Annotated in this window: 18 protein-coding genes, 1 pseudogene and 1 riboswitch; of the genes and pseudogenes, 16 read left to right on the top strand and 3 right to left on the bottom strand. The window is 34.4% G+C overall.

The annotated features are described in order from the left end of the window. Positions 1–79 precede the first annotated feature (79 nt). The 12 genes from BSF41_RS03135 (at position 80) to BSF41_RS03080 (ending at position 16,780) form a co-directional block, all read left to right on the top strand. Positions 80–1,132 carry an NAD(P)/FAD-dependent oxidoreductase gene (locus BSF41_RS03135; RefSeq protein ID WP_095928061.1) on the top strand — a complete coding sequence of 351 codons (1,053 nt, stop codon included), beginning with the start codon at positions 80–82 and terminating at the stop codon, positions 1,130–1,132. 355 nt (positions 1,133–1,487) lie between these two features. Further along, positions 1,488–1,604, top strand: a riboswitch (SAM riboswitch). 340 nt (positions 1,605–1,944) lie between these two features. Further along, complete coding sequence (locus BSF41_RS03130) at positions 1,945–2,949, top strand: homocysteine S-methyltransferase family protein (RefSeq protein ID WP_095928060.1); 1,005 nt, start codon at positions 1,945–1,947, stop codon at positions 2,947–2,949. A gap of 32 nt (positions 2,950–2,981) precedes the next feature. Beyond that, entirely contained in the window at positions 2,982–3,284 is a 303-nt protein-coding gene (locus BSF41_RS03125; protein ID WP_095928059.1) for a hypothetical protein, read from the top strand. A gap of 344 nt (positions 3,285–3,628) precedes the next feature. Beyond that, a complete protein-coding gene (metH, locus tag BSF41_RS03120) occupies positions 3,629–6,304 on the top strand; it encodes a methionine synthase (protein ID WP_095928058.1) in 2,676 nt (891 codons plus the stop codon). Positions 6,305–6,464: 160 nt separating this feature from the next. After that, complete coding sequence (locus BSF41_RS03115; protein WP_095928057.1) at positions 6,465–6,821, top strand: four helix bundle protein; 357 nt, start codon at positions 6,465–6,467, stop codon at positions 6,819–6,821. A gap of 69 nt (positions 6,822–6,890) precedes the next feature. After that, positions 6,891–7,847, top strand: a complete 957-nt coding sequence (gene metF, locus BSF41_RS03110) for a methylenetetrahydrofolate reductase [NAD(P)H] (RefSeq protein ID WP_095928056.1) — start codon at positions 6,891–6,893, stop codon at positions 7,845–7,847. 199 nt (positions 7,848–8,046) lie between these two features. Further along, positions 8,047–8,700: a class I SAM-dependent methyltransferase gene (locus tag BSF41_RS03105; protein ID WP_095928055.1), complete on the top strand. Its 654-nt coding sequence runs from the start codon at positions 8,047–8,049 to the stop codon at positions 8,698–8,700. 182 nt (positions 8,701–8,882) lie between these two features. Further along, positions 8,883–10,106 (top strand): dicarboxylate/amino acid:cation symporter, encoded by a 1,224-nt coding sequence (locus BSF41_RS03100; RefSeq protein WP_095928054.1) that lies wholly within the window; start codon positions 8,883–8,885, stop codon positions 10,104–10,106. Positions 10,107–10,218: 112 nt separating this feature from the next. Then, positions 10,219–11,619: a pyridoxal-dependent decarboxylase gene (locus BSF41_RS03095; RefSeq protein ID WP_095928053.1), complete on the top strand. Its 1,401-nt coding sequence runs from the start codon at positions 10,219–10,221 to the stop codon at positions 11,617–11,619. Between the two features lie 286 nt (positions 11,620–11,905). Continuing rightward, entirely contained in the window at positions 11,906–14,269 is a 2,364-nt protein-coding gene (locus BSF41_RS03090) for a TonB-dependent receptor (protein ID WP_095928052.1), read from the top strand. A gap of 24 nt (positions 14,270–14,293) precedes the next feature. Next, the gene (locus tag BSF41_RS03085; RefSeq protein ID WP_095928051.1) at positions 14,294–15,523 is read left to right on the top strand and encodes a DUF4374 domain-containing protein; all 1,230 of its coding nucleotides are present in this window, start codon (positions 14,294–14,296) and stop codon (positions 15,521–15,523) included. Positions 15,524–15,622: 99 nt separating this feature from the next. Next, positions 15,623–16,780: a PepSY domain-containing protein gene (locus tag BSF41_RS03080; RefSeq protein ID WP_095928050.1), complete on the top strand. Its 1,158-nt coding sequence runs from the start codon at positions 15,623–15,625 to the stop codon at positions 16,778–16,780. Positions 16,781–16,967: 187 nt separating this feature from the next. Here BSF41_RS03080 and BSF41_RS03075 read toward each other — a convergent pair whose 3' ends face one another. Both BSF41_RS03075 and gldA read right to left on the bottom strand, forming a co-directional pair. Continuing rightward, positions 16,968–19,088, bottom strand: coding sequence for an outer membrane beta-barrel family protein (locus tag BSF41_RS03075; RefSeq protein ID WP_095928049.1), 2,121 nt, complete (start codon positions 19,086–19,088; stop codon positions 16,968–16,970). Between the two features lie 375 nt (positions 19,089–19,463). Continuing rightward, the gene (gldA, locus tag BSF41_RS03070) at positions 19,464–20,360 is read right to left on the bottom strand and encodes a gliding motility-associated ABC transporter ATP-binding subunit GldA (protein ID WP_095928048.1); all 897 of its coding nucleotides are present in this window, start codon (positions 20,358–20,360) and stop codon (positions 19,464–19,466) included. A gap of 148 nt (positions 20,361–20,508) precedes the next feature. Here gldA and BSF41_RS03065 point away from each other — a divergent pair, with 148 nt between their 5' ends. From BSF41_RS03065 to BSF41_RS03050, 4 genes and pseudogenes are all read left to right on the top strand, one after another. Then, positions 20,509–21,093, top strand: a complete 585-nt coding sequence (locus BSF41_RS03065) for an outer membrane beta-barrel protein (protein WP_095928047.1) — start codon at positions 20,509–20,511, stop codon at positions 21,091–21,093. 223 nt (positions 21,094–21,316) lie between these two features. Then, positions 21,317–21,904: an outer membrane beta-barrel protein gene (locus BSF41_RS03060; RefSeq protein ID WP_095928046.1), complete on the top strand. Its 588-nt coding sequence runs from the start codon at positions 21,317–21,319 to the stop codon at positions 21,902–21,904. Positions 21,905–22,187: 283 nt separating this feature from the next. After that, positions 22,188–22,376, top strand: a pseudogene (locus BSF41_RS03055) (Lrp/AsnC ligand binding domain-containing protein); the annotation flags it as partial. A gap of 98 nt (positions 22,377–22,474) precedes the next feature. Continuing rightward, a complete protein-coding gene (locus BSF41_RS03050; RefSeq protein ID WP_095928204.1) occupies positions 22,475–23,821 on the top strand; it encodes a deoxyguanosinetriphosphate triphosphohydrolase in 1,347 nt (448 codons plus the stop codon). Positions 23,822–23,881: 60 nt separating this feature from the next. On the opposite strand, the gene BSF41_RS03045 is transcribed toward BSF41_RS03050, so the two are convergent. Further along, positions 23,882–24,883, bottom strand: coding sequence for a DUF3078 domain-containing protein (locus BSF41_RS03045; RefSeq protein WP_095928045.1), 1,002 nt, complete (start codon positions 24,881–24,883; stop codon positions 23,882–23,884). Positions 24,884–24,885: the final 2 nt, after the last annotated feature.

The raw sequence follows: 24,885 nt of genomic DNA, 5'->3' as shown, positions 1-24,885 counted from the left end.
TTAATGATAAAAATCATTGAAAGTACAAGGATTTATTCGTTTCTTTGCGTTATTAAGAATGATTATAAACAACAACATAATGATTAAAACAGATATACTTATAATTGGAGCAGGCCCAACAGGTTTATTTGCCGTATTCGAGGCAGGATTGTTAAAATTAAAATGCCACATTTTAGATGCTCTTCCACAACCAGGAGGACAGCTATCAGAGTTATATCCAAAAAAACCAATTTATGATATTCCTGGATTCCCAGAAGTATTAGCCGGAGATTTAGTTGACGGATTAATGGAGCAAATCAAACAATTTGAGCCAGGATTTACTTTAGGAGAGCGTGCTGAAACAGTTGAAAAGCAAGAAGACGGAACTTTCATTGTAACATCAAACAAAGGAACTAAATTCCACGCACCAGTTATCGCAATCGCTGGAGGTTTAGGAAGTTTCGAGCCTCGTAAACCACTTATCGAAGATATCGAGTTTTATGAAGATAAAGGAGTAAAATACTTCATCAAAAATCCTGAGAAATTCAGAGATAAAAGAGTTGTAATTGCAGGAGGAGGAGATTCAGCATTAGACTGGAGTATCTTCTTAGCAAATGTAGCTTCAGAAGTAACTTTGATTCACAGAAGAAACGAATTCAGAGGAGCTTTAGATTCTGTAGAAAAAGTACAGGAATTAAAATCAGCTGGAAAAATCAAATTAGTAACTCCAGCAGAAGTTATCGGAATCAATGGTGCTGAACACGTTGAGTCACTAGATATTGAAGAAAACGGAGCACACCGTAAAATCGAATGTGACTATTTCATCCCACTTTTTGGATTAACACCAAAATTAGGTCCAATTGGAGACTGGGGATTAGAAATCGAAAAAAATGCAATTAAAGTAAACAATGCATTAGATTACCAAACAAACATTCCGGGAATCTTTGCTATTGGAGACGTAAATACATACCCAGGAAAATTAAAGTTGATCCTTTGTGGTTTCCACGAAGCAACTTTAATGTGCCAGGCTGCATACGGAATCATCAATCCAGGTAAAAAATACGTATTGAAATATACAACGGTTTCTGGTGTAGACGGTTTCGACGGAACTCGTAAAGAAGCTCCAAAAGCGGTTGTTAAGGCGATTGTTTAATCGAAGGAGCTAAGGTTCTAAGGGACTAAGGCGCTAAGGTTTTTTAAATATCTTAAAGCCCAAACTTTTAAAGTTTGGGCTTTTTTAATTAATCCCAGAGGGATGACATATTTATAGAAAAGAAATAATTACGTTTATGTAAGAGCTCCAGCGGAGCGAAATATTATGTCGCTTCGCTGGAGCTTTTGTGTTGTAAATGTTGTTTTTCTATAAGTATTATACTCCTCCGAAGCTAAATCACGTAAAAGATAAAACCTTAGAACCTTAGCATCTAAGTCCCTCAGAACCTTAGAAAAAAAACATTTGCAAATAGAAAGCCTATTTCATACCTTTGCACTGTTCTTAAAATTATTGTCAGTTATCACGAAAGGCGGAGGGATAGACCCGATGAAACCTTAGCAACCCTTTATCATAAAGAAGGTGCTAAATTCTACTTTATACGACATTTTCCAGTATTAAAGATAGATAACACAAATACATACTCGTATTTCTCAAAACTTTTCTCGATAACATATAATATTTACTGAAACAGATTCTGTATCAGGAGCGAATCATTGGCGCATTTTTGCAGTCAACAGTTCCCGCTTTTCGTTGCAATCTTTTGCTTTTTTAAAGAAAAAAATCAAAAGGATTTCCACTTCAATCGGGGCTAATGAGCCAGCAATAGTGCACTTTTGGAATTAATGTGAACAAAAAAATATCCGAAGCAAACCTAACAGGTTTTAAAACCTGTTAGGTTTAAACTTCACAATCATAATAAAAAAACTTAGCATCTTAGAACCTTAGTATCTCAGAAGCTAAAAAAAGAAGCCATGGCAATAACAATTCAAGAAGCAATAAAAAAAAATATCCTAATCCTTGATGGAGCAATGGGAACAATGTTGCAACGCTATAATTTCTCAGAAGAAGATTTTAGAGGCGAGCGTTTCAAAGATTTCCCGCATCCGTTAAAAGGAAACAACGATTTACTATCCCTAACACAACCACAAGCGATTCGCGATGTTCATGCCGCGTATTATGAAGCTGGTGCAGACATCGTAGAAACCAATACCTTCTCAGGCACGACAATCGGTATGGCCGATTATCATATGGAAGATTTGGTTTACGAGTTAAACTACGAATCGGCAAAAATCGCAAGACAAGTAGCCGATGAGTTTACCGCAAAAAATCCAGAAAAGCCACGTTTCGTAGCGGGTTCAATTGGGCCGACAAACCGTACAGCAAGTATGTCGCCAGATGTAAACGATCCAGGATACAGAGCCGTAACTTTTGACGATTTACGAATTGCTTACAAACAACAAGCAGAAGCTTTAATGGATGGGGGATGCGATTTACTTTTGGTAGAAACCATTTTCGATACATTAAACGCAAAAGCTGCGCTTTTCGCAATTGAAGAAGTAAAAGAAGAACGAAACATCGATATTCCAATCATGGTTTCGGGAACAATTACAGATGCGTCTGGAAGAACACTTTCTGGACAAACTGTAGAAGCGTTTTTGATTTCAGTTTCGCATATTCCGTTATTAAGTGTAGGATTCAATTGCGCTCTTGGAGCCGATTTGCTAAAACCATATTTAAAAACATTAGCACATAACACAAGTTTTAATGTGTCGGCACATCCAAACGCAGGATTGCCAAATGCATTCGGACAATATGATGAAACGCCACAACAAACTCAGGCTTTCATTAGAGAATATTTAGAGGATAATTTAATCAATATTATTGGAGGTTGTTGTGGAACAACGCCAGATCATATTCGATTAATGGCTGAGGTTGCCAAGGATTATAAGCCGAGAGTTGCTCCGATTTTTGAGTAGAATTATTGTTTAATTAATGTAAGAATGTTGAAATGGAAGAGGGGCATTTTGATTTATTGGATGAATTAATGATAAAATATTCATTTAAGAAATATGGGAAATACAAAGATTGGAGTTCTTACGGAAATTTATTTTATTATAGTTTTAAAAAAGGTCTCTTGTCAATAATATTACATCCAGAAGGTAAGCCAACTGATCATATTGAATTAATACAATCAATTGTTAAAGATCTAATTGAAATTCTTCCAAAAGATTATAAATACAAATTATCTATTGATGGTTGGTATAGTGATATACAAAATGGAGATTTAAATATTGATTTTAAAAAATCATAAAGTATAATTGTGATTCCGACGAAGGAGGAATCTACATAATTTAAACAACTAACGAAGATTCCTCCTTCGTCGGAATGACAAAAATGAGGATTCAGAAAAAAGGTTGAATTTGTTTCGTTACCCATAATGACAATTGAAATCGAGTGTGCGTGAGGGATAGAAGTGAAAAGCCCACAGCCTGACGAAGGAAGAGCGAGGACTTGTAACGGATAGCCCGACCCGGAGGGGCACGCCCAAAATATTAAACATAAATACCTACAAGGTTTTGGAAACCTTGCAGGAAAGAAAATAGAATAAAAAACTTAGAACCTTAGAATCTCAGGATCTTAGTAACTTAGAAAGAAATGACAGAAAAAAGAAGAGACCTTGTATTATCAGGATTAGAACCGTTGATTATTACGCCCGAAAGTGTTTTCGTGAATGTTGGTGAGCGTACAAACGTAACAGGTTCAAGAAAATTCCTAAGATTAATCAAGGAAGAGAAATATGACGAGGCGCTTGATATTGCAAGACAGCAGGTAGAAGGAGGAGCACAAATCATCGATATTAATATGGATGAAGGAATGCTTGACGGTGTTAATGCAATGACTAAATTTTTGAATTTAATTGCTGCAGAACCAGATATTTCGAGAGTGCCAATTATGATCGACAGTTCGAAATGGGAAATCATCGAAGCAGGTCTAAAAGTAGTACAAGGAAAAAGCGTTGTAAACTCGATTTCGTTAAAAGAAGGAGAAGAAGCCTTTATTCACCACGCCAAATTAATCAAACGTTACGGAGCAGCTGCTATTGTTATGGCTTTTGACGAAGTTGGTCAGGCGGATAATTACGATCGTAGAGTTGAGATTTGTCAGCGTTCGTATGATATTTTGGTAAACAAAGTAGGATTTCCTCCGCAGGATATTATTTTCGATTTGAACATTTTCCCAGTTGCAACAGGAATGGAAGAACACCGCCTGAATGCTCTGGACTTTTTTAGAGGAACAAAATGGGTTCGTGAGAATTTGCCACATGCACATATCAGCGGTGGAGTGAGTAACGTTTCGTTCTCGTTTAGAGGAAATGATGTTGTTCGTGAAGCGATGCACTCGGTGTTTTTGTATCACGCAATTAAAGAAGGAATGACGATGGGAATCGTGAATCCGGAGATGCTTACGATTTATGATGATATTCCGAAAGACTTATTAGAACACGTTGAAGACGTAATTTTAGATAGACGTGACGATGCTACTGAAAGACTTCTGGATTTTGCAGAAAATGTAAAAGGTGAAGTAAAAAGCGATGAAAAAGCCATTCAGGAATGGCGTTTAGGATCTGTTCAGGATCGTATTACACATTCGTTGGTAAAAGGAATTGATGCTTTTATTGAAGAAGATGTAGAAGAAGCACGTTTGGCAGCGACAAAACCAATTGAAGTTATCGAAATCAATTTGATGACGGGAATGAATGTGGTAGGAGATTTATTCGGAAGCGGAAAAATGTTCCTGCCTCAGGTAGTTAAATCGGCTCGTGTAATGAAAAAAGCTGTGGCTTATTTATTGCCTTTTATCGAAGCAAGCAAACAAGCGGGAGATAAACAAGGAAACGGAAAAATCCTAATGGCAACCGTAAAAGGTGACGTTCACGATATTGGAAAAAACATAGTTTCGGTTGTATTGGCTTGTAACAATTATGAGATTGTAGATCTTGGCGTTATGGTTCCTCCAGAAAAAATCATTGCAGCGGCGATTGAACACGAAGTAGATATTATTGGATTAAGCGGATTGATCACACCTTCGCTTGACGAAATGGTATATTTAGCCAAAGAATTAGACAAACAAAATATTAAAATCCCGATTATGATTGGCGGGGCAACTACTTCTCGCGCGCACACCGCGGTGAAAATTGCGCCTCAATATAGAGAAACTGTAATTCACGTAAACGATGCTTCAAGAGCCGTTACCGTTGCAGGAAATCTGCTAGATCATAACCGAAAAATATATGCGGCAGATATTCGTGCAGAATACGATTCGTTTAGAGAAACGTTCTTAAATCGTTCGAGAGATAAAAATTTCTTGACGATTGAAGATGCCCGTAAAAATAAATTACCATTGGATTGGTCTGAGTATACACCAACTAAACCAAAAGTAATTGGCGCACAAACCATCGAAATTGAACTGGATGTTTTGGTTCCGTATATTGACTGGACACCGTTTTTCCAGACTTGGGAATTGTACGGAAAGTATCCAGCGATTTTAACCGATGAGGTTGTGGGCGAACAAGCAACATCTGTTTTTAAAGATGCTCAGGCGATGCTTAAAGTAATTTTAGAAGAGAAAAAACTAAAAGCGAAAGGTATTTACGGAATTTTCCCTGCGAATCAAGTTGGTGATGACGATATTGAATTGCGTGATGAAAACGGAAAAGTTTTAGAGAAATTCTTAACGCTTCGCCAGCAATCACAAAAAACAAAAGGCGCTCCAAACATCGCTTTAGCCGATTTTATTCTGCCAAAAGAAAGCGGAATCGAAGATTATATGGGAGCTTTCTGCGTAACTACAGGTTTTGGTGTAGATGAATGGGCTGCGGAATATGAAAAGAATTTAGACGATTATAATTCGATTATGGTGAAAGCACTTGCTGATCGTTTTGCTGAGGCTTTCGCCGAATATCTTCACGAGAGAGTTCGTAAAGATTTTTGGGGTTATGACAGCGAAGAATCTTTAACCAACGAAGAATTGATTAAGGAAAATTATAAAGGAATTCGTCCAGCGCCAGGTTATCCGGCTTGTCCTGATCACTTGGAAAAACCAACGATTTGGAAGCTTTTAAATGTAGCCGAAGAAATTGGAGTTACCCTGACAGAAAGTATGGCGATGTGGCCGGCTTCTTCAGTTTCAGGATATTATTTCGGAAACCCAAAAAGTAGATATTTCGGATTAGGAAAAATAAAAGAAGATCAGGTTGTAGATTACGCCAAACGACGTAATGTCTCAACAGATTACGCCATGAAATGGTTAAACCCTAATATAGCAGACTAGAATAGTTGATGGTTGATGGTTTTTGGTTGATAGGTTTTGTCAGATCTATAAACTTTTAATTTGAACCGATTAAAGTAGATTAATTTAGTTGATGTTTTTTGGTTGTAGATTACAAAAGAGAACCAACAACTATCAACCATCAACAAACAACTAAATAAGAATGGAATACAGTAAATTGGAAGTTTGGATTGAAGCGAGGAAGTTGGTGAATTTATTGTATGACTCTTCTAAACTGTTTCCAAAGGAAGAATTATTTGGATTGACAAATCAGATGAGAAGAGCTGCAATCTCAATTCCTTCAAATATAGCGGAAGGTTGTGGGCGTCAAACATCAAAAGATACAATACATTTTCTTCATATTTCACGAGGATCATTATATGAATTAGAAACACAATTTTATTTAGCATTAGATCAAAAATACATTGATGAGAATACATTTAATATTGTATTGGCACAGATTCAAACTTGTAAAAAGTTATTAAACGGTTTTATTAACTATTATAAAAAATTAATATAGTTGAAGTTGTAACTGTTGAGTTCGATAAGAACCATCAACCATCAACCAAAAACTATCAACTAAAAAAGAATGAAAGTAACAGAGCATATAGAAAACGCCAAAGGAAAAACATTATTCTCATTTGAAATTATTCCGCCTCAAAAAGGGAAAAGCATTCAGGAATTATACGATAATATTGATCCGTTAATGGAGTTTAAACCGCCGTTTATTGATGTAACGACTTCTCGTGAAGAATATATTTATATTGATAAAGGTAACGGACTTTTGGATAAGAAATTAACTCGTATGCGTCCAGGAACGCTTGGAATTTGCGCTTCTATAAAACATAAATACAATGTAGATACGGTGCCACATTTGCTTTGCGGTGGATTTACACAAGAGGAAACCGAATACATGCTGGTTGATTGCCAATATTTAGGAATCAACAACGTAATGGCACTTCGAGGCGATGCAATGAAAGACGAACAATCTTTTGTACCGAAAGCAGGAGGAAATCATTACGCAGTTGATTTGGTTCGTCAAATCAAAGATTTAAATTGTGGAAAATATCTGCATGAAGTGATGGATATCGATAACAAAGCTGATTTTTGTATTGGTGTTGCGGGTTATCCTGAAAAACATTTGGAATCGCCATCTTTACAATCAGATTTAAAAAGATTAAAAGAAAAAGTAGATGCAGGAGCAGATTATGTCGTAACACAAATGTTTTTTGACAACTCAAAATATTTTGCCTTTGTAGAAAAAGCAAGAGAAATGGGTATTACAATTCCGATTATTCCTGGAATTAAACCAATTGCGGTTCAGAGGCATTTACAGGTTTTACCACAGATTTTCAGAATCGATTTGCCAGAAGATTTAATCGATGCTGTAGATAAATGCAAAAACAACGCTGAAATCAAACAAGTCGGAATCGAATGGGCGATTCAGCAGTCATTAGAATTAAAAGCCGCTGGAGTTCCATTTTTGCATTATTACTCAATGGGGAAATCTGAGAATATTCGCCAGATTGCAAGTCAGGTTTTTTAATCTGTATGCAGTTTGTCATTCTGAGGAACGAAGAATCACACTAGAAATTCCGCAAAGTATGTCGTCCAATCTTTGTAGACATGCGAGTGTGATTGCTTTGCCAGTTCGCTATCGCTCGTGTCTTCGTTCCTCAGAATGACAAAAAAATACTCTTCGAATTTGGATTTTTGTTTAATTTAGATACTTAAATTTTCACGCCATGAAAAATGAAGAATTACAAGAAATTGCCTCTCAATTAAAACATCCATCGGGAGAAAAAGGAATCGAAATGGGCAATATGATGAACGAAACGAACATCAACATGACCAAACATTCGATTCAGAATTTAAATATAGCAAACGAAAATAGAATTCTAGAACTAGGCCACGGAAACGCTGGTCATGTAGAGTTTTTGTTTGAACAAGCCGAAAAGCTAAAATACTACGGACTGGAAATGTCGGAACTGATGTTTCAGGAAGCAAGACAAATCAACCGAAATTTCGTTTCTCAAAAACAGGCTTTCTTTTCACTTTATGACGGAAATACTATTCCGTTTGAAGCTGAATTATTTGATAAAATATTTACAGTAAACACCATTTATTTTTGGCAGAAACCTGAGGAATTACTATCAGAAATCTACAGGGTTTTAAAACCAAACGGTACTTTCTGCCTGACATTTGCCGAAGAAGATTTCATGAAAAAACTGCCTTTTACACAATTCGAATTTGAATTGTACAGTACAGAAAAAGCGCAGGAATTAATAAAAAAATCGGATTTTAAAATTGTGTATACAGAAACACAAACCGAAAAAGTAAAAAGCAAAACAGGAGAATTAGTCGATAGAGCTTTTACTACTATTGTTCTGGAGAAGTAGTTGAAATTTTTAAACACATAGAAACATAGATTTTTCTTAATTTTAGTTGAGAAGAATTAAAAGAAAAATATATTTTTTCACACATAGCTATGTTTGTTTAAATAAGTGAAACGCCTTTATAGACAAAGAGAAATATGTTTCTAAAAAATAAAGGTTGCTGAATTCTAAACCCTTGTATCATTATGGAAGTTAAGAAAATCAATTTTTTGCAGAATTACAGCAGTATTTTATGGCTTCTTGGCGGTATTATTATTGGAAGTATTTTCGGATTGGTGTTTGGAGAAGATGTTTTGATTATAAAACCACTTGGCGATATATTCCTGAATTTACTTTTTACAGCCATTATACCACTTATATTTTTCACAATCGGTTCTTCGGTTGCGAATCTGGAACGTACAGAAAGGTTAGGAAAACTGTTTGTTATAATGGTATTGGTTTTTCTCGCTACAATTCTGATTTCTGCCATTGTAATGATTTGTGCTGTTTATCTTTTTCCGATTCATGAAGATATCGCAATTGCGAAAGTTCCGTTTGAAGAAGTAGCGTCAGGATCAGCGGGAGATCAAATTGCCAAACTGCTTACAGCAAATGATTTCTTCGAATTATTGTCTCGAAAAAGTATGTTGGCGTTGATTATTTTTTCTTTTTTAGTGGGTTTTGCCACATTGCAATCAGGAGAAAAAGGAAACGCATTCAAGAGTTTTCTGGATTCTGGAAACGAGGTAATGAAACAGCTTTTAAACATCATCATGAAATTTGCGCCAATTGGTTTAGGAGCGTATTTTGCTTATCAAGTTGGAGTCTTCGGGCCACAATTGCTAGGAGTTTATGCAAAACCAATGGCAGTTTATTACGCTGCTTGCATTTTCTATTTCTTTGTGTTCTTTAGTTTATATGCCCTTGTCGCTGGCGGAAAAAGGGCTTTTAAAGTTTTTTGGAGCAATAACATAATGCCTTCTTTAACCGCTATAGGAACCTGTAGTAGTATAGCGACCATTCCAGCCAATTTAGCGGCAGCAGAAAAAATGGGAATTCCGGCACATGTACGAAATCTGGTAATTCCGCTTGGCGCACCTCTACACAAAGACGGTTCGAGTATGTCATCCATCTTAAAAATAACCTTTTTGTTTGCCATGTTTGGGAAAGATTTTACAGATCCAATGACGATTCTTTTAGCACTCGGAATTACAGTTATAGTTTCAATTGTCGAAGGCGGAATTCCAAACGGAGGTTATATTGGAGAAATTTTAGCTATTACTGTTTATGGTTTTCCGATGGAACAAGCTTTGCCGGTTGCCATGATTTTAGGAACTTTAGTAGACCCAATTGCTACTTTATTAAATGCCAATGGAGATGTAATCTGTTCTATGATGGTTTCACGATTCTCCGAAAAGACAAAGTGGTAGCTTCACTATAAATTTCCAATTCTTAAAATAAATACTGAAAACAACTTATCTCGCGTGAAATGGCTTCGACTTCGCTCAGCTTGACAATGCGTGATATAAATAACTATATAATATGAATTCAAAATTACAGCACGATCTCGACAATTTTGAGAATATCTTAGAAAAAACAAAACAGCAGGGAATTGATTTTTTGAGTAATATCGATAACATTCCAACCTCTAATACTTATTCAATAGATCCTAAAACGGAGCTAAATGAGCTAGGATTAGGATCTATTGAAGCTTTAAAGGAATTTAATGAAAGATTGGCTCCATTGATGGTTTCCTCGCCTGGTCCACGATATTGGGGATTTGTAACAGGGGGATCAACTCCCGCTTCTATTGTTGGAGATTGGCTGGCATCAGTTTACGATCAAAATACTCAGGCGGTTAAAGCACAGGGCGGAGCATCTGCATTAATAGAATTCGAAACCATCAATCTATTGTTGCAATTATTAGAACTTCCGGATGCATTTTTAGGAGGATTTGTAACTGGCGCAACAATGTCCAATTTCACCAGTTTAGCAGTTGCGAGACAATGGTTTGGAAAACAGTATGGAAAAGATTTTGCTAAAAACGGGATCTCTGAAACCATTAATATTTTAACAGCGACTCCACATTCTTCCTCCATAAAATCATTATCGATGTTAGGAATTGGAAGCCAGAATTATACAGTTATAAAAACAATTGAAGGCAATCGTGAAGCTTTGGATACTGCCGATTTAGAAGAAAAGATCAAAGCTCTAAACGGAGAACCTTTTATTCTAATTTCAAGTGCTGGAACGGTAAACACCGCCGATTTTGATGATTTTGAGGCAATTGCCAAACTAAGAGAAAAATACAATTTCTGGTGGCATATTGATGGTGCTTTTGGCGGTTTTGCGGCAGTTTCAGAAAAATACAAACATTATGTAAAAGGTTGGGAAGGAGCAGACAGTATTACGATTGATTGTCATAAATGGCTGAATGTTCCATACGAAAGTGCTTTTTATTTGGTTAAAAAAGAGCATGTTAATCTGCAAATTGAAACATTCCAAAATTCTAATGCGCCTTATTTAGGGAATCCTTTAGAGAATTTTAATTATCTGAATGTGCTTCCTGAAAATTCACGCCGTTTGCGTGCGCTGCCGGTATGGTTTTCGCTTAAAGCCTATGGAAAAGAAGGTTTTAGAGACCTTATTGAAGATAGTATAGCATTGGCTTTACATTTTGCAAATGCTCTAATAGAAAATGATTTTGAGCTTTTAGCGCCAATTCGTTTAAATAATGTTTGCTTTACATTAAAAGGAGAACACAATCAGGAAAAAGTAACTCCCTTTTTATCTGCTTTGAATGATACTGGAAAAGTATTTATGACGCCAACAGTTTATCAGAACAAAAAAGGAATTAGAGCTTCATTTGTGAATTGGAGGACGAATGAAGAAGATGTTAGAATAGTAATTAAAGAGATGAAAGATCTATTAGAAATCATTTAATCTGAAACATAATTACTCCTTTTAGAAACCTGCTTGCTAAGCAGGTTTTTTTATTTTTTGTAAGTTTTTTTATAAAAGCGATTTTAAATTTCTGATTTTATTTTGATTTTTTTTAATGTGATTTTAATCTAAAATTAATTAAATCTTAAGAAAGCATCTTTTTTTTAGAAGAAAATCATTTTTTACGTTAATAAAAACTTTTATTTAGAATAATTAAAAATAATTTGTTAAACCTGATTGTTGATGTTAATTTTGTGCCAAATTTAATTTAAACTAATTTTAAATAATGCAGATTAAAAGAATTGTAATCCTGTTATTACTGACACTTTCTTCGGTTCAGGGTTTCTCGCAAAACGGCAAAGTAGTTTTAAGTGGAGTGATTATGGTAGACAATGGTCAGCCGGCAGAAGGAGTTTCTGTAGCTCTAAAAGGAACCAATTATGCAGCCCTTACAAATGCAAATGGTGAATATGAAATTACTGCAGAACCTGGTAATTACACTTTAGTAGTTAATTATGTTGGTTATAAATCCAAACAGACCAAAATCAATTTACTATCCAATCAAACTGCGCCAAAAATTACTATCGAAGAAGATATGGCGGCTTTAGATGAAGTTCAGGTAACTGGAAAGTCTAAAATTGAGCGAGTTAAAGAACAGCCTTTTAATATTGCAGCAATTGATTTAAAGAAAACATATAATTCTTCAGCAGATTTAAATCAAGTATTAGGTACAACTACTGGAGTTCGTATTAGAGAAACAGGAGGAATGGGCTCTGATTTTAAATTTTCATTGAATGGATTTTCAGGGAATCAGGTAAAATTCTTTATGGATGGAATTCCAATCGACAGTTACGGATCTTCATTTACCCTGAATAACATTCCAGTAAACATGGCAGAGCGTATCGAAGTTTACAAAGGAGTGGTGCCTGTTGAGTTAGGTAGCGATGCCTTAGGTGGAGCGGTAAACATTATTACCAACCAATCTGTAAAAAGATATATTGATGCATCTTACAGTTTTGGATCTTTTAATACACACAGAGTTGCTGTAAACACCAGATTTACGGGTAAAAATGGTTTAGTGGCCAATGTCAATGCATTTGGTAATTATACCGATAACAGCTATAAAATTACTGCGACTACCTCTAATCCCGATGGTACATTTAACCCAGAACAAGAATACAAACATTTTCATGACGGTTACAAATCTGGAGCTATTATGGCTGAGGTTGGAGTAAAAGGAAAGAAATATGCAGATTATTTGTTGATTGGCATGATGGCTTCAGCAAATAAGAAAGAAATACAAACGGGATCTACTATGCAAAGAGTAGTTGGACAGGCTTTTAATGATAGTAAAGCTTTTGTGCCTTCCCTAAAATTCAAAAAAGACAGTTTATTCACTAAAAATTTATCGGTAAACTTCATTGCTTCGTACAATGTCGTTCAAAGCCGTTCTGTAGATACTTCATCTTATAGATATCAATGGGATGGGAGTAGTACGCCAAGTGTAGTAAGCAATAGCGGAGGAGAGTTAAATGATGAAAAAACGATTTATGTTTACGATGATAATTCTTTTCAAGCTAATACTAACTTCAAGTATGATTTGAATGACAGGCAGTATTTTGCTTTTAATTATTCTGTTAATACTTTAAAAAGAAAAGAAGACGATGAAGTTCGTGAAATTACTAAACCAGGTTCTCCAGTAGTAAACAAAAATATTTTAGGACTTTCTTATAATCTTGCTGCATTTGATAGAAAACTATCTGTAATCGCATTTGGAAAGAAATATTTCCTAAATACCAGTATGAATGTTTTAGAATACATAAATGGTAAAAATGTGTATACGCCACTTAAAAGCTCTTTTGATGACATAGGATATGGAGCAGCATTAGCGTATTTTGTAACAAGTGAACTGCAATTGAAAACGTCTTACGAGCATGCATATCGTTTGCCAACAGGCGATGAAATGTTGGGAGATGGTTTAAATCTTAGACCAGCACCGACTTTGAAACCAGAGGCAAGTGATAACTTTAATGCAGGACTTGTGTACAAGAAAGCTTTAGAAGATCATTCTTTTGGAGTGCAAGGAAATTTCATTTATAGAGATGCAAAAGATTTTATCCGAATCCAGACTCAAGGATTTCAGTCTATTTATCAAAATGAATACAGTGTAAGAGTTACTGGTTTTGATGCTTCTTTGCATTATGGATATAAAAATTGGCTGACAGTTGAAGTAAATGCTACTCATCAGAAAACTATTGACACCAATAAATTTGACCCTCCTGGATCTAATATTATCAATTACAATAATGGTTCTCAGCTGGCAAATGTTCCTATTTTTTATGCTAATGCAAGTGTTGGTTTAAACTTTAGAAAACTAAGAACTTCAGATGACAATTTATCAATTAATTTATTTACAAATTACATTGATGAATACTACTTAGTATCTACAAAAAATGGAACTCCCGACAGTAGAAAAACAATTCCGGAGCAACTTACACAGAATATTGCGGCTTCTTATTCTTTTCAAAATGGAAAATACAATATCGGAATAGAATGTAATAACGTTGCAGACACAAAAGTCTATGACTATTTTAAAGTGCAAAAGCCGGGAAGATCTTTTGCAGTTAAATTGAGATATTTTTTAAACTAATTATATAATTTTAAATTGAACACAATGAATAAAAGAATTAAAAATCTTTTGGCTTTAGCAGTATTGCCTGCTCTGTTTTTTTCATGCAGCAGTGATAATGATAATTCAGAGGTAAGAAATCCAGCTGATGAAACTTATGTGCTTTCATATCAAACAACTGATTGGGATGTTTATGTTTGGCAGTTTGAATCTGTAGATGAATTGATGACTGGGTCAATCAACATGGTTGGTAAAGGTATCGAGCAAGCAGGAGCTTTAGTTCCGGTTGCAAACACATTTTTTGCTTTAACAGGAAATGCAGAAGGGTCTGTTGGATATTACCTTAACACAGAAGGTAAATTAGGTACAACGGCAAACTTATTTACAGGAGATAGTTATGCTTACGGAACTACTGATGATAACAAATTGGTTATGATTAATTCTCCATGGGATGCTAGTTCTACTCAAAATGAAATTTTAATTTACGATCCAGCTACAGTTACAATTTCAAAGCGTGTTTATGATGACTTTGCTATTTCTAACGGACACTTTTTATGGCCAACTAGTGTAAATGTATCAGGAGATAAATTATTTGTTTCGACATTTGAGCGTGATAAAGACTGGAAACTTTACCAAGAAAAAGCAGTTGTAAAAGTTTACGAATATCCATCTTTAAAATACTTAAAAACTCTAGAAGATTCTCGTACTACAGCAATTGGTCAATATTATACTAATACTGGTATGGTACAAACAGAATCTGGAGATATTTATACTTTCTCTTCAAATTCAGTTTTATGTGGTTATACACCAACTGCGTCTCACTCAGGAATTCTTAGAATTAAAAAAGGACAGTCAGAATTCGATTCAACTTACTTCTTCGACTTTGAAACAAGTTCTCTAAAAGGAAAAGTTTTATCTGCTTATCCAGCAGGTGGAGAAAAAGTATTAGTTAACTACATTCCTGCAGATATTGACGCTGCACAACCAAACTGGGGATTCTTAAACTATAAATCTTTCAATTTAAAATCTGCTATCATCGATCTTAATACAAAAGCAATTACGCCAGTTACAGGATTGCCTGATCACGCTGGAGACAATTATTTTGGTTTCGGAAGTGCTTTAATTGAAAGTGGTAAAATTTACAAAAGTTTTGTAACTAATACAGAAGGACGTGTTTATCAAATTGATATTGCAACTGGTGTGGCAAAAGCAGGAGCTTTAATTACAGGCGGAGTTGATTTGCCAGCAATCACAAGATTGACAAAAAAGAAATAAGCAGTTACACAATTTAATTTTTACATAATTAAGACCATACAATTATTGCTTTAAAGCATTGATTGTATGGTTTTATTGCGTCATTAAACTAGGAACAAAATGAGTGTTATTAAATCACCAAAACCAAAATCAAAAGAGAAATCTCGATTCAGTAAAATTAATGCCTGGTTGCATCTATGGCTTGGACTTGCTTCTGGAATAGTAGTTTTTATAATGGGAATTACAGGCTGTATTTTGGTTTTTGAACATGAAATAAAAGAATTGACTTCTCCGTGGCTAAATGTAGAAGCACAAACTCCAGATAAAGTTTTGCCTCCTTCTAAAATTTATGCTGCAGTAAAAAAAGCCTTGCCAGAAAAGGATATTCATGGAGTATGGTATAATGGTTTAGATAAAACAATAAAAGTAGATATAGAATCTGATTCTTTGATTTATGTAAATCCTTATAACGGAAAAATAACCGGAATGGTCGATCATGAAGATTTTTTCCATGAAATTGATGAAGGTCATCGCTATGTTTGGCTAGGAAGAGAAATAGGAACTGCAGTAACCTCTTGGGCAACTCTTATTTTCTTCTTTTTATTAATAAGTGGCATCATTTTATGGTTTCCTAAAAAATGGAATAAAACAGGAATTAACAATAGTTTTAAAATTAAATGGAGTGCCAAATTTAAAAGACTGAATTATGACCTTCACAATGTTTTAGGGTTTTATTCGCTTCTTTTGGCATTTTTAATTGCGTTAACCGGATTAATAATGAGTTTTCATTGGGTACGAGAAAGCACTTATTGGATTACAGGAGGTTTTGGCAATGAAAAAGCAAAGAAAGAAGTGGTAGCCGAAATAAAATCGGATACGCTCTTAAAACCTAAATATGATATGCTTACTTCTGCTGATATTATATTTAATAAAGTCAGAAACGAGATTGCTAAGCATAATAATGAAGCTGTAATTATTCATTTTCCAGATGAACCCAAAGATGATTTTTATGCCTGTACCGATATGCATAACGGAAATTGGAGAGATTTATATTTTGATCAGAAAACATTGGAATTGCTTCCAAAATCTAGAAAATATATAGGCGACGAGAAATTCCACGATTGGATGAGCCGCTCAAATTATAGTCTTCACGTTGGTGCCATTGGCGGAATAACAACTAAAATTCTCTATTTTACAGCTAGTTTAATCTGCGCTAGCTTGCCAATTACAGGTTTTTATATTTGGTGGGGAAGAAAGAAAAAAACAAAGAAAAACTAAGAGGTTTCAAATAAAATAAAAAAAGTCTTTTAAAGCGAATAGCTTTAAAAGACTTTTTTTTATGTCTCAAAATCTAAAATCTAAAATCTAAAATCTGCAATCTAAAAATAGAAGAGCCTGTTTGAAGGAACAGGCTCTTGACTAACACAAAAAAAAACAAAAAACAAGGTATTTAAAGAACGAAACTTTATATACGGTATGTAAATGCAATTGTCGCTATACGATTGTCAAGATCATATCTTTTATCAATAGTAGTTTGCGCAACAGCAGATTTAATGTAGAAATTATTGGTATTGAAAACATCGGTAAAATTTAGTTTAATATTCCCTTTTTTAGCCAAAACTTGCTTAGAAATTCCAATGCTAAAATCAAAGAAACCATCTCTTTGGTAAATTCCAAGATTAGATTTTGACTGGTATTGTGCGTTTCCTTCTGCTTTCAAGGTTTCGGTTATAGTAAAAGAGTTTTGAACACTCAGATTGATTGTCATAATGGGATCAATTGTATTGCTGTTTAAAATTTGCCCCATAAATTTATTTTCAAAAACATTGAATAAAGTATTGACAGACCACCACTTGCTTAACTCAGAAGTATTGGTAATGTTAACTCCGTAATTGTATGATTTATCCACGTTTATTTGAGTGGTAACGGTTGTATTTGTGTCTAGATTGTAGTTGTACACTTCCGTAAAAACATCTTTGGTGCTATTGAAATAAAGAGAAGCCATAAAATTACTTTTCCAAGCATAACCAATTTCCATAGCGTGGGTAATCTCTGGAATCAAGTTCGGATTTCCTTGCGAGTAATTGAATGAATCATCGTAAAAACGGAACGGATTCAAATCAAACTGGCTTGGTCTATTGATTCTTTTGCTATAAGATGCATGCGCAGAATGATTGCTCGTGAATTCATATTTTAAAGAAAGACTCGGGAACCATTTCAAATAATCATCTTTATGTTCTTCATTCAATGTTTTCTGATCAATATTGATTGCAGTGTATTCGCTTCTTAAACCAGCCTGAATATTTAATTTTTCTAACTGATATTTGTAGTTGGCGTAAGCCGCGTAAATCTGTTCATTATATTCAAAATGATTGGTCGAATTAAAATCAATAAGCCATTCGTTGTTATCATAATATTCGTAAACAGACGGATTATCATTGTTTTTAATGCTGGCTTTAAAACCCCATTCAATAGATTGTTTTTCCTTGAACGGATTTACAAAATCGACTTTTCCTGTAAAGACTTTTAATTGAGAAGGAATATAACCGCGACGATCGTTTACAACAGTAGCATTTGCCGTATTATCGGCACTTTGAAATTGATTAGATCTAAACTTCGAAGTTTCATATTCAAAATCAAAAATCATATTTTTTCCTTCGTCATTAAATTTATGCGTACCAGAAAAAGCATACGTATAATCGTTCCATTTTTCTTTACTATCATTGTAAGTCAAAGCATCAAAAATGGGCTGATTTGAGGTGTTGAACACTTTATTTGTTCCGTCCGCCATATTTTCATAGCGTCCGATTTTGGCATCAACATAGAACTCTAAATTGGTTTTAGGCGAAACCTCATATTGAGTTCCAACCTTAAAATTATTAGAAGTCAAAGGCTCATCTGTTATAGAAGTTTGGTGATTGGTAGAAGCAATTTCCTGATGCGTAAGATTTGTATATTGAGTCTGATTGAACTGTTTGTGTTCTTCTTCGCCACGGAAAGTATAGCTGTAATTTCCGAAAACGCCCCATTTATCTTTATTGTAGTTTAAATTGAAACCCGAATTGGTTCTGTTTTTTCGACCTCTTCCGTAACTCGCAAAAGCAGTACCTTTTAAACCAGCTGAGTTTGGTTTTTTAAGTATGATGTTTATAATTCCAGCTTTTCCGGCTGCATCGTATTTAGAAGAAGGATTGGTAATTACTTCTATTTGTTTGATGTTCGATGAAGTTGTAGCTTTTAGATAATTGGCCAATTCTTTTTGAGAAAGCTGTGTTAGTTTACCGTTAATCATTACTGCAACGCCTTGTTGTCCGCGAATGGACAAATCGCCATCTTGAGACACAACAACGCCTGGCGCACGTGATAAGACGTCAAGCGCGGTCCCGCCTTCAGAAACGATGCTGTTTTCTACATTAAAAACAAGACGATCCGATTTTTGAGTGTAAAGTACTTTCTTTTTACTAATCACAATTTCATCTAAAGCATTTATAGTGGTTTCAACAATACTATCGGTTTCTTTTTCTGTTTGAGAATATCCATCATATACCGAAAAAGCAAGCATAAGAGAGGTTATAATTTTTTTCATGTTGTTTAAATTTGGCTAATTCTAAACCGAGATTTAGAACATAATAATCTTTTGTAGTTTTTAAAATCAGAATTTATTGCAGTACAATTTGTTCTAATTTGTCCGAAAACCTTTTTCGAAGATGTATTACTTGATTTAAAACAACAGAAATAAGTTTTTTAAGAGTAAGGAGAATAGGTAACATACCGTGGCATTTAAAATTTGATTTGCCAAATATAACACTATTTATAACAAGTCTAAATAAAAATAGAAATTATTTTTTTTGAAAAAGCCCTATTTTACTGATTTGCAGAAAAGAGGCAATAAAAAAAGCGGTCTGTTTTATTTAAAAACAAACCGCTTTTCTAACTGAAAACCTTGACTGCGATTGAAAAGTTACTTAGTAATTTCTCTAAAAACAGCTTCCAGATTTTTATTTTTCTGATTGAGTTGTAAAGTTTTTAATCCATTTTCGTTGGCAAAGTCAAAAATAGCGGGACGCATGTCTTTTTCTGTAACAAAAGTTAGTTCCCATGTCATGTCATGCGTATTTATATAAGAAGAAATATTTTCTAGTCTAGCCAAAAGCTGTTCTTCAACTTTGTAATCAAACTCTACTTCAATTACTTGCTCTTTATTGGTAGTAACTAAATGATCCAATTTATTGTCTGCAACGATTTGTCCTTTGTCAATAATTATGACACGATCGCAAATTGCTTCAACCTCTTGCATGATGTGTGTCGATAAAAAAACAGTTTTATTTTTCCCTGCATTTTTAATCACATTTCGAATTTCCATTAACTGGTTAGGATCCAGTCCAGTAGTTGGTTCATCCAAAATTAAAACTTCTGGATCATGAAGCAGGGCATTTGCCAATCCAACGCGTTGGCGGTATCCTTTAGAAAGCTGTCCAATCTTTTTATGACTTTCGGGTGTCAGTCCTGTCAGTTGAATTACTTCTTCAATTCTTGATTTTGGCACGTTGTAAACATCAGCATTAAATGCCAAATACTCACGAACATACAAATCCAAATATAACGGATTGTGCTCTGGTAAGTAACCAATCGAGCGTTGAACCTCTTTTGCGTTTGTCATGACATCGTGACCATTTACAAGGGCTGAGCCACTATCGGCAAGTAAATAAGTGGTCAAAATTTTCATCAAAGTAGATTTTCCAGCTCCGTTTGGACCAAGAAATCCTACGATTTCTCCTTTCTCGATTTTAAAAGAAATTTCATTTAGAGCTTTTTGCTCTCCGTAACTTTTTGATATACTGTTTACTTCTATCGACATGACTTTTTATTTGTTACAAAAGTAGCGAGAAATAGTTTCGATTGCTACAAATTTATCTCTTAAAGTAATTATAAAAAAATTGAGCAGCCCAGTATTCACGGCATCGTTATTGTTAAAGGAATGCTAAAATTAAAATAAAACCCAAATCATGAAAAAAATTCTAGTGATGGCTGCTTTAGCTATCTGCAGTTTTGCAAACGCACAAAAAGGTACAATCTTAGTTGGTGGAAACATCAGTTACACTTCTGAAAAATCAGAATACAGATTTAGCGAAGACAAAACAAGTACATTTACTTTTTCTCCAAAAGTAGGTTACCAATTTAACGATAACTGGACAGTAGGAGGAGAATTTGCAGTAAGTTCATCTAACAACGAAACTACAGCTGGTATCGAAGAAAAAAACAACAACTTCAAATTAGGAGCATTTGTTCGTTACTCTGTGCCATTAAGCCAAACTTTTGCAGTTTTTGCTGATATGGGTGCAGGTTTCCAAACTCAAAAAGACAAAGTATACGGTCCTGGAAATGCTTTCTCAAAATACAAAGGAGACGGTATGTATGTTGGAGTAACTCCAGCTCTTTTCATCAACATGAAAAAAGGTTTTGGTCTTAACTTCAGCATTGGTGGTTTAGGATACGAAACTTTAAGCTATGACAACAACGGAGCTGATTACAGTAAATTCTACTTCAACTTTGGTCAAACATTTAACATTGGAATCTCTAAAAACTTCTAATCTTAGTTTTTATATTCAATTTCAGAAAGCGCTCCATTTGGAGCGCTTTTTTTATGCTCTAATGTAAACTTATTGTTTACGAATTTGTAATAAAAAACGCAATTATTGCCAATGTGTTTAGAATGTATTAAGTAACTGTAAATGTTTGGTTTTTCGATTATTATTGATTGTCTGATGGCATTGTTGTTGGTTAATGCCTACAAATTTTAAATTATAAACCATTATGAAAAAAATGCTACTTATTCTTGCATTGTCAGTTTTTGGCTTTGCAAATGCCCAAAAGGGAACAATTTTAGTTGGAGGAAATATTGGTTATTCTTCTGAAAAAACGGATAGAGAAATTGCATCAGCAAAAAACAATGTTTTTGAGTTTTCTCCAAAAATCGGATATCAATTTCATGATAACTGGACAGCTGGAGTCGAATTTTCGGTACAATCTTCAAAAAGTAATCTTGGAGAGGGTGAAGGTAAAGCGAATACTTTTAAAACAGGAGCCTTTGTACGTTATACAATGCCATTGAACGAAACTTTTTCAGTTTTTGCCGATTTGGGGGCGGGGTTTCAAAATCAAAAAAACAAAAATTACGAAAATGGATCGCTTGTGTCAGAAAACAAAGCTGATGGTTTTTATACGGGTATCACGCCAGCTCTTTTTATTAATATGAAAAAAGGTTTTGGCCTAAATTTTAGTATTGGTGGATTAGGATACGAAACATTAAACTATGATATAAGTGGCAGTGATGTTGATTATAGTAAGTTTTTCGTCAATTTTGGAAAAACCGTAAACATAGGAATTTCTAAAAACTTCTAGTTTTGGATTTTTAATAAATACAAAAGCGTTCCAATTGGAGCGCTTTTTTGTTTACTAAAGTTCTTCTGAAAAATAATAGTTGTTTTTTAGCCCCGATAGGAACGGTATCCTTTTTCTGGCTTCTTTAGACAGGAAAAGATATAGTGGATAGCGGGACAGAAGTTGTTTCTGAAAACTAAATGCTTCTGCTCCTAAAAAATACCAACAAAATGAAGCCGAACCGAATCAGAACTAATATTCGGCCTCATTTGTTGACATAAAAAGCAAAAACTATTTAAAGGTATTAAGTCAAATTATAGAATGTTACAATATTGCTGGCGATTACGATTTTATGCTCAAGATCTTAGTGCAAGATATGGCTAGTTATCAGGATTTTGTAATGAATAAGTTGTCAACGATTGAAAACATTGGAAACACGAACAGTATTTTTGTAATGGGAGAAATCAAACATAGCACCGCTTTAGAATTTTAAAGCAGAAGAAAATCCTAAAATAAAACGTATTTTTGAAATCTAAAATCAGCAATTTAGATCAAAAATCTAAAATCGTTAATCTACAATCTAAAATTAAAATGAACTGGGAACAACTTTTATCATTAAAACGTCAGGGCGATACAAGCAAAAGATTACGTGTAGAACAAGATGATACTCGTTTAGGATTTGAAGTCGATTACGACCGAATTATATTCTCCGCCGCTTTTAGAAGTTTGCAAGATAAGACACAAGTTATTCCGCTTTCTAAAACCGATTTCGTGCACACGCGTTTAACGCATAGTTTGGAAGTTTCTGTTGTAGGGCGTTCGCTTGGGCGTTTGGTTGGAAAGAAAATCATTGAAAAATACCCTTATTTAAAAGAAGTTCATGGTTATCATATGAACGATTTTGGCGCAATTGTGGCTGCGGCTTCTTTAGCGCACGATATCGGAAACCCACCTTTTGGGCATTCTGGCGAAAAAGCAATTGGCGAATATTTTGCTATCGGAAATGGGCAGAAATATAGAAATCAGCTAACAGATAAGCAATGGCAGGATTTAATTGATTTTGAAGGAAATGCAAACGGATTTTCAGTTCTAACCGCAAGCCGCCCTGGAATTGAAGGCGGACTTCGTATTTCGTATGCTACTTTGGGGGCTTTTATGAAATATCCGAAAGAGAGTCTTCCGAAAAAGCCGACCAATAATATCGCTGATAAGAAATACGGTTTCTTTCAAACAGATAAATTATTCTTTGAAGAAGTTGCCAAAGATATGGGAATGATTGCCAATAAATCTGGAGACGATATTGGTTTTGAAAGACATCCTTTAGCGTATTTGGTTGAAGCGGCAGATGATATTTGCTATACGATTATTGATTTTGAAGACGGAATTAATTTAGGTTTGGTTTCTGAAGATTTTGCTTTAGAATATCTGATTAATCTCGTAAAAGATAATATTGGGGTTTCTAAATACAAATCGTTAACTACAAAAGAAGATCGTATCAGTTATTTGAGAGCTTTGGCAATTGGAACTTTGATTAATGATGCTGTAAATGTTTTTGTTGAAAATGAAGAAGCAATTCTGGCGGGAAATTTTCCGTATGCTTTAACAGATAAAAGCAAATACAAAGCACAGATGAATGATATTATCAAACTGAGTGTTGAAAAAATATACCAAAGCAGAGAAGTAATTGAAAAAGAAATTGTAGGTTACCAAATTATTCAAACGCTGTTGGATAAATTTATTACAGCATTTAATAATAAATATGATGGAACTGCTTCAAACTACGATAAGTTGATTTTGAAAATGCTTCCAGAAAAACATCATTTAGAGAAAACCAATTTATATGAGCGCCTATTGCATATCTGTCATTATGTTTCGCTCTTAACAGACGGAAATGCGCTTGAACTCTATGAAATGATTCAAGGACAAAAAAAGCGTTAAATAAAAAAGCTTCTTTCAGAAATATTCTAAAAGAAGCTTTTTTTATTTTTATTGATTTCTTTATTTGAAAGCATACACGAGACCAACACCAAGAACTTGTTTTAACTGCATTCTTGGACCTTCAGTAACTTGACTTTTTGTTCCTGTGGCTGGATCAATAACGTCTTTTTTGTTTTTAATGTCATCATCGTAAATTAAATGAACGCCAATATTTGCTTTGACATAAGCATTTACAACCAAATCTAGACGTGTGTCATAATCAATGTCGACATTTCCGAATCGATTTAAATAGTCAGTATATAAGGAAAGTCTGTTTTCGTAAAAAACATTTTTATAGATTTCGTTTTTCATGTAGGCAGTAAAAAGGATACCAAATTCGGCTTTTACCTTTTGACCTTCTTCAATCAAAATTTGCTGGGTTGGATCTAAAGGATCTGGCGCATAAACGGCTTTTTTAACACCAAAAGAACCTTGGTTTGCCAAATTTTGATCTAATACCAATGTAGTCTTTAAAGTAATTGGTGAGAAATAAAATGTTCTGTTTTTCTCTTTATTTGAATTTTCTGCTCCGGCTCCTAAAAAGACATATGCTGGTGCAAAAGGTCTAGAAATAGGAACGTCTCGATTAGGATAATTGTAACCGTTGGTAAACTGCGTATTGAAGTTAAACTTTGCTGAGTAGTACCAATTTGAAGCGGTATCTTTTCTAAAACCGTAAGTAGAGTTCAATTGAATCGCATCATCCGTTTTTCTCGTTTCAATATCTTCTTGTTTGTTTAGACCATATTTCATAATAAGTTCGTTGAACCATTTATGATTTCCTTTCAAATAAGTTCTAGAGAATTCTCCTTTAAATAATCCAGAGATAGAACTTGTTCCCCCCGCGCTCCAGTTTACAAAAGCTATTTGTGAAAGGTCAAAACCAAGTTGGTTTTTTTCTGTCCAGTTTGAAGGCGGTTTAGGTGCTTGATTGGGGCTTAGAGTTGTTTGTATAATCTGGGCAAAGTTATTAGAAGTACACAAAAGCAATAATAGCAAAAGGGTAGAACGCAATAATTTCATTA

It is taken from the genome of Flavobacterium sp. ACN2, assembly GCF_002303885.1.
Taxonomy (GTDB): domain Bacteria; phylum Bacteroidota; class Bacteroidia; order Flavobacteriales; family Flavobacteriaceae; genus Flavobacterium.
Note: the sequence above shows the minus strand (reverse complement) of the source record. Positions and strands in the feature narration are given on the sequence as shown.

Bases quoted from the DNA above. Each gene is read 5' to 3' on its own strand.
- BSF41_RS03135 (WP_095928061.1), top strand. From the start codon at position 80: ATGATTAAAACAGATATACTTATAATTGGAGCAGGCCCAACAGGTTTA.
- BSF41_RS03130 (WP_095928060.1), top strand. From the start codon at position 1,945: ATGGCAATAACAATTCAAGAAGCAATAAAAAAAAATATCCTAATCCTT.
- BSF41_RS03125 (WP_095928059.1), top strand. From the start codon at position 2,982: ATGGAAGAGGGGCATTTTGATTTATTGGATGAATTAATGATAAAATAT.
- metH (WP_095928058.1), top strand. From the start codon at position 3,629: ATGACAGAAAAAAGAAGAGACCTTGTATTATCAGGATTAGAACCGTTG.
- BSF41_RS03115 (WP_095928057.1), top strand. From the start codon at position 6,465: ATGGAATACAGTAAATTGGAAGTTTGGATTGAAGCGAGGAAGTTGGTG.
- metF (WP_095928056.1), top strand. From the start codon at position 6,891: ATGAAAGTAACAGAGCATATAGAAAACGCCAAAGGAAAAACATTATTC.
- BSF41_RS03105 (WP_095928055.1), top strand. From the start codon at position 8,047: ATGAAAAATGAAGAATTACAAGAAATTGCCTCTCAATTAAAACATCCA.
- BSF41_RS03100 (WP_095928054.1), top strand. From the start codon at position 8,883: ATGGAAGTTAAGAAAATCAATTTTTTGCAGAATTACAGCAGTATTTTA.
- BSF41_RS03095 (WP_095928053.1), top strand. From the start codon at position 10,219: ATGAATTCAAAATTACAGCACGATCTCGACAATTTTGAGAATATCTTA.
- BSF41_RS03090 (WP_095928052.1), top strand. From the start codon at position 11,906: ATGCAGATTAAAAGAATTGTAATCCTGTTATTACTGACACTTTCTTCG.
- BSF41_RS03085 (WP_095928051.1), top strand. From the start codon at position 14,294: ATGAATAAAAGAATTAAAAATCTTTTGGCTTTAGCAGTATTGCCTGCT.
- BSF41_RS03080 (WP_095928050.1), top strand. From the start codon at position 15,623: ATGAGTGTTATTAAATCACCAAAACCAAAATCAAAAGAGAAATCTCGA.
- BSF41_RS03075 (WP_095928049.1), bottom strand. From the start codon at position 19,088: ATGAAAAAAATTATAACCTCTCTTATGCTTGCTTTTTCGGTATATGAT.
- gldA (WP_095928048.1), bottom strand. From the start codon at position 20,360: ATGTCGATAGAAGTAAACAGTATATCAAAAAGTTACGGAGAGCAAAAA.
- BSF41_RS03065 (WP_095928047.1), top strand. From the start codon at position 20,509: ATGAAAAAAATTCTAGTGATGGCTGCTTTAGCTATCTGCAGTTTTGCA.
- BSF41_RS03060 (WP_095928046.1), top strand. From the start codon at position 21,317: ATGAAAAAAATGCTACTTATTCTTGCATTGTCAGTTTTTGGCTTTGCA.
- BSF41_RS03050 (WP_095928204.1), top strand. From the start codon at position 22,475: ATGAACTGGGAACAACTTTTATCATTAAAACGTCAGGGCGATACAAGC.
- BSF41_RS03045 (WP_095928045.1), bottom strand. From the start codon at position 24,883: ATGAAATTATTGCGTTCTACCCTTTTGCTATTATTGCTTTTGTGTACT.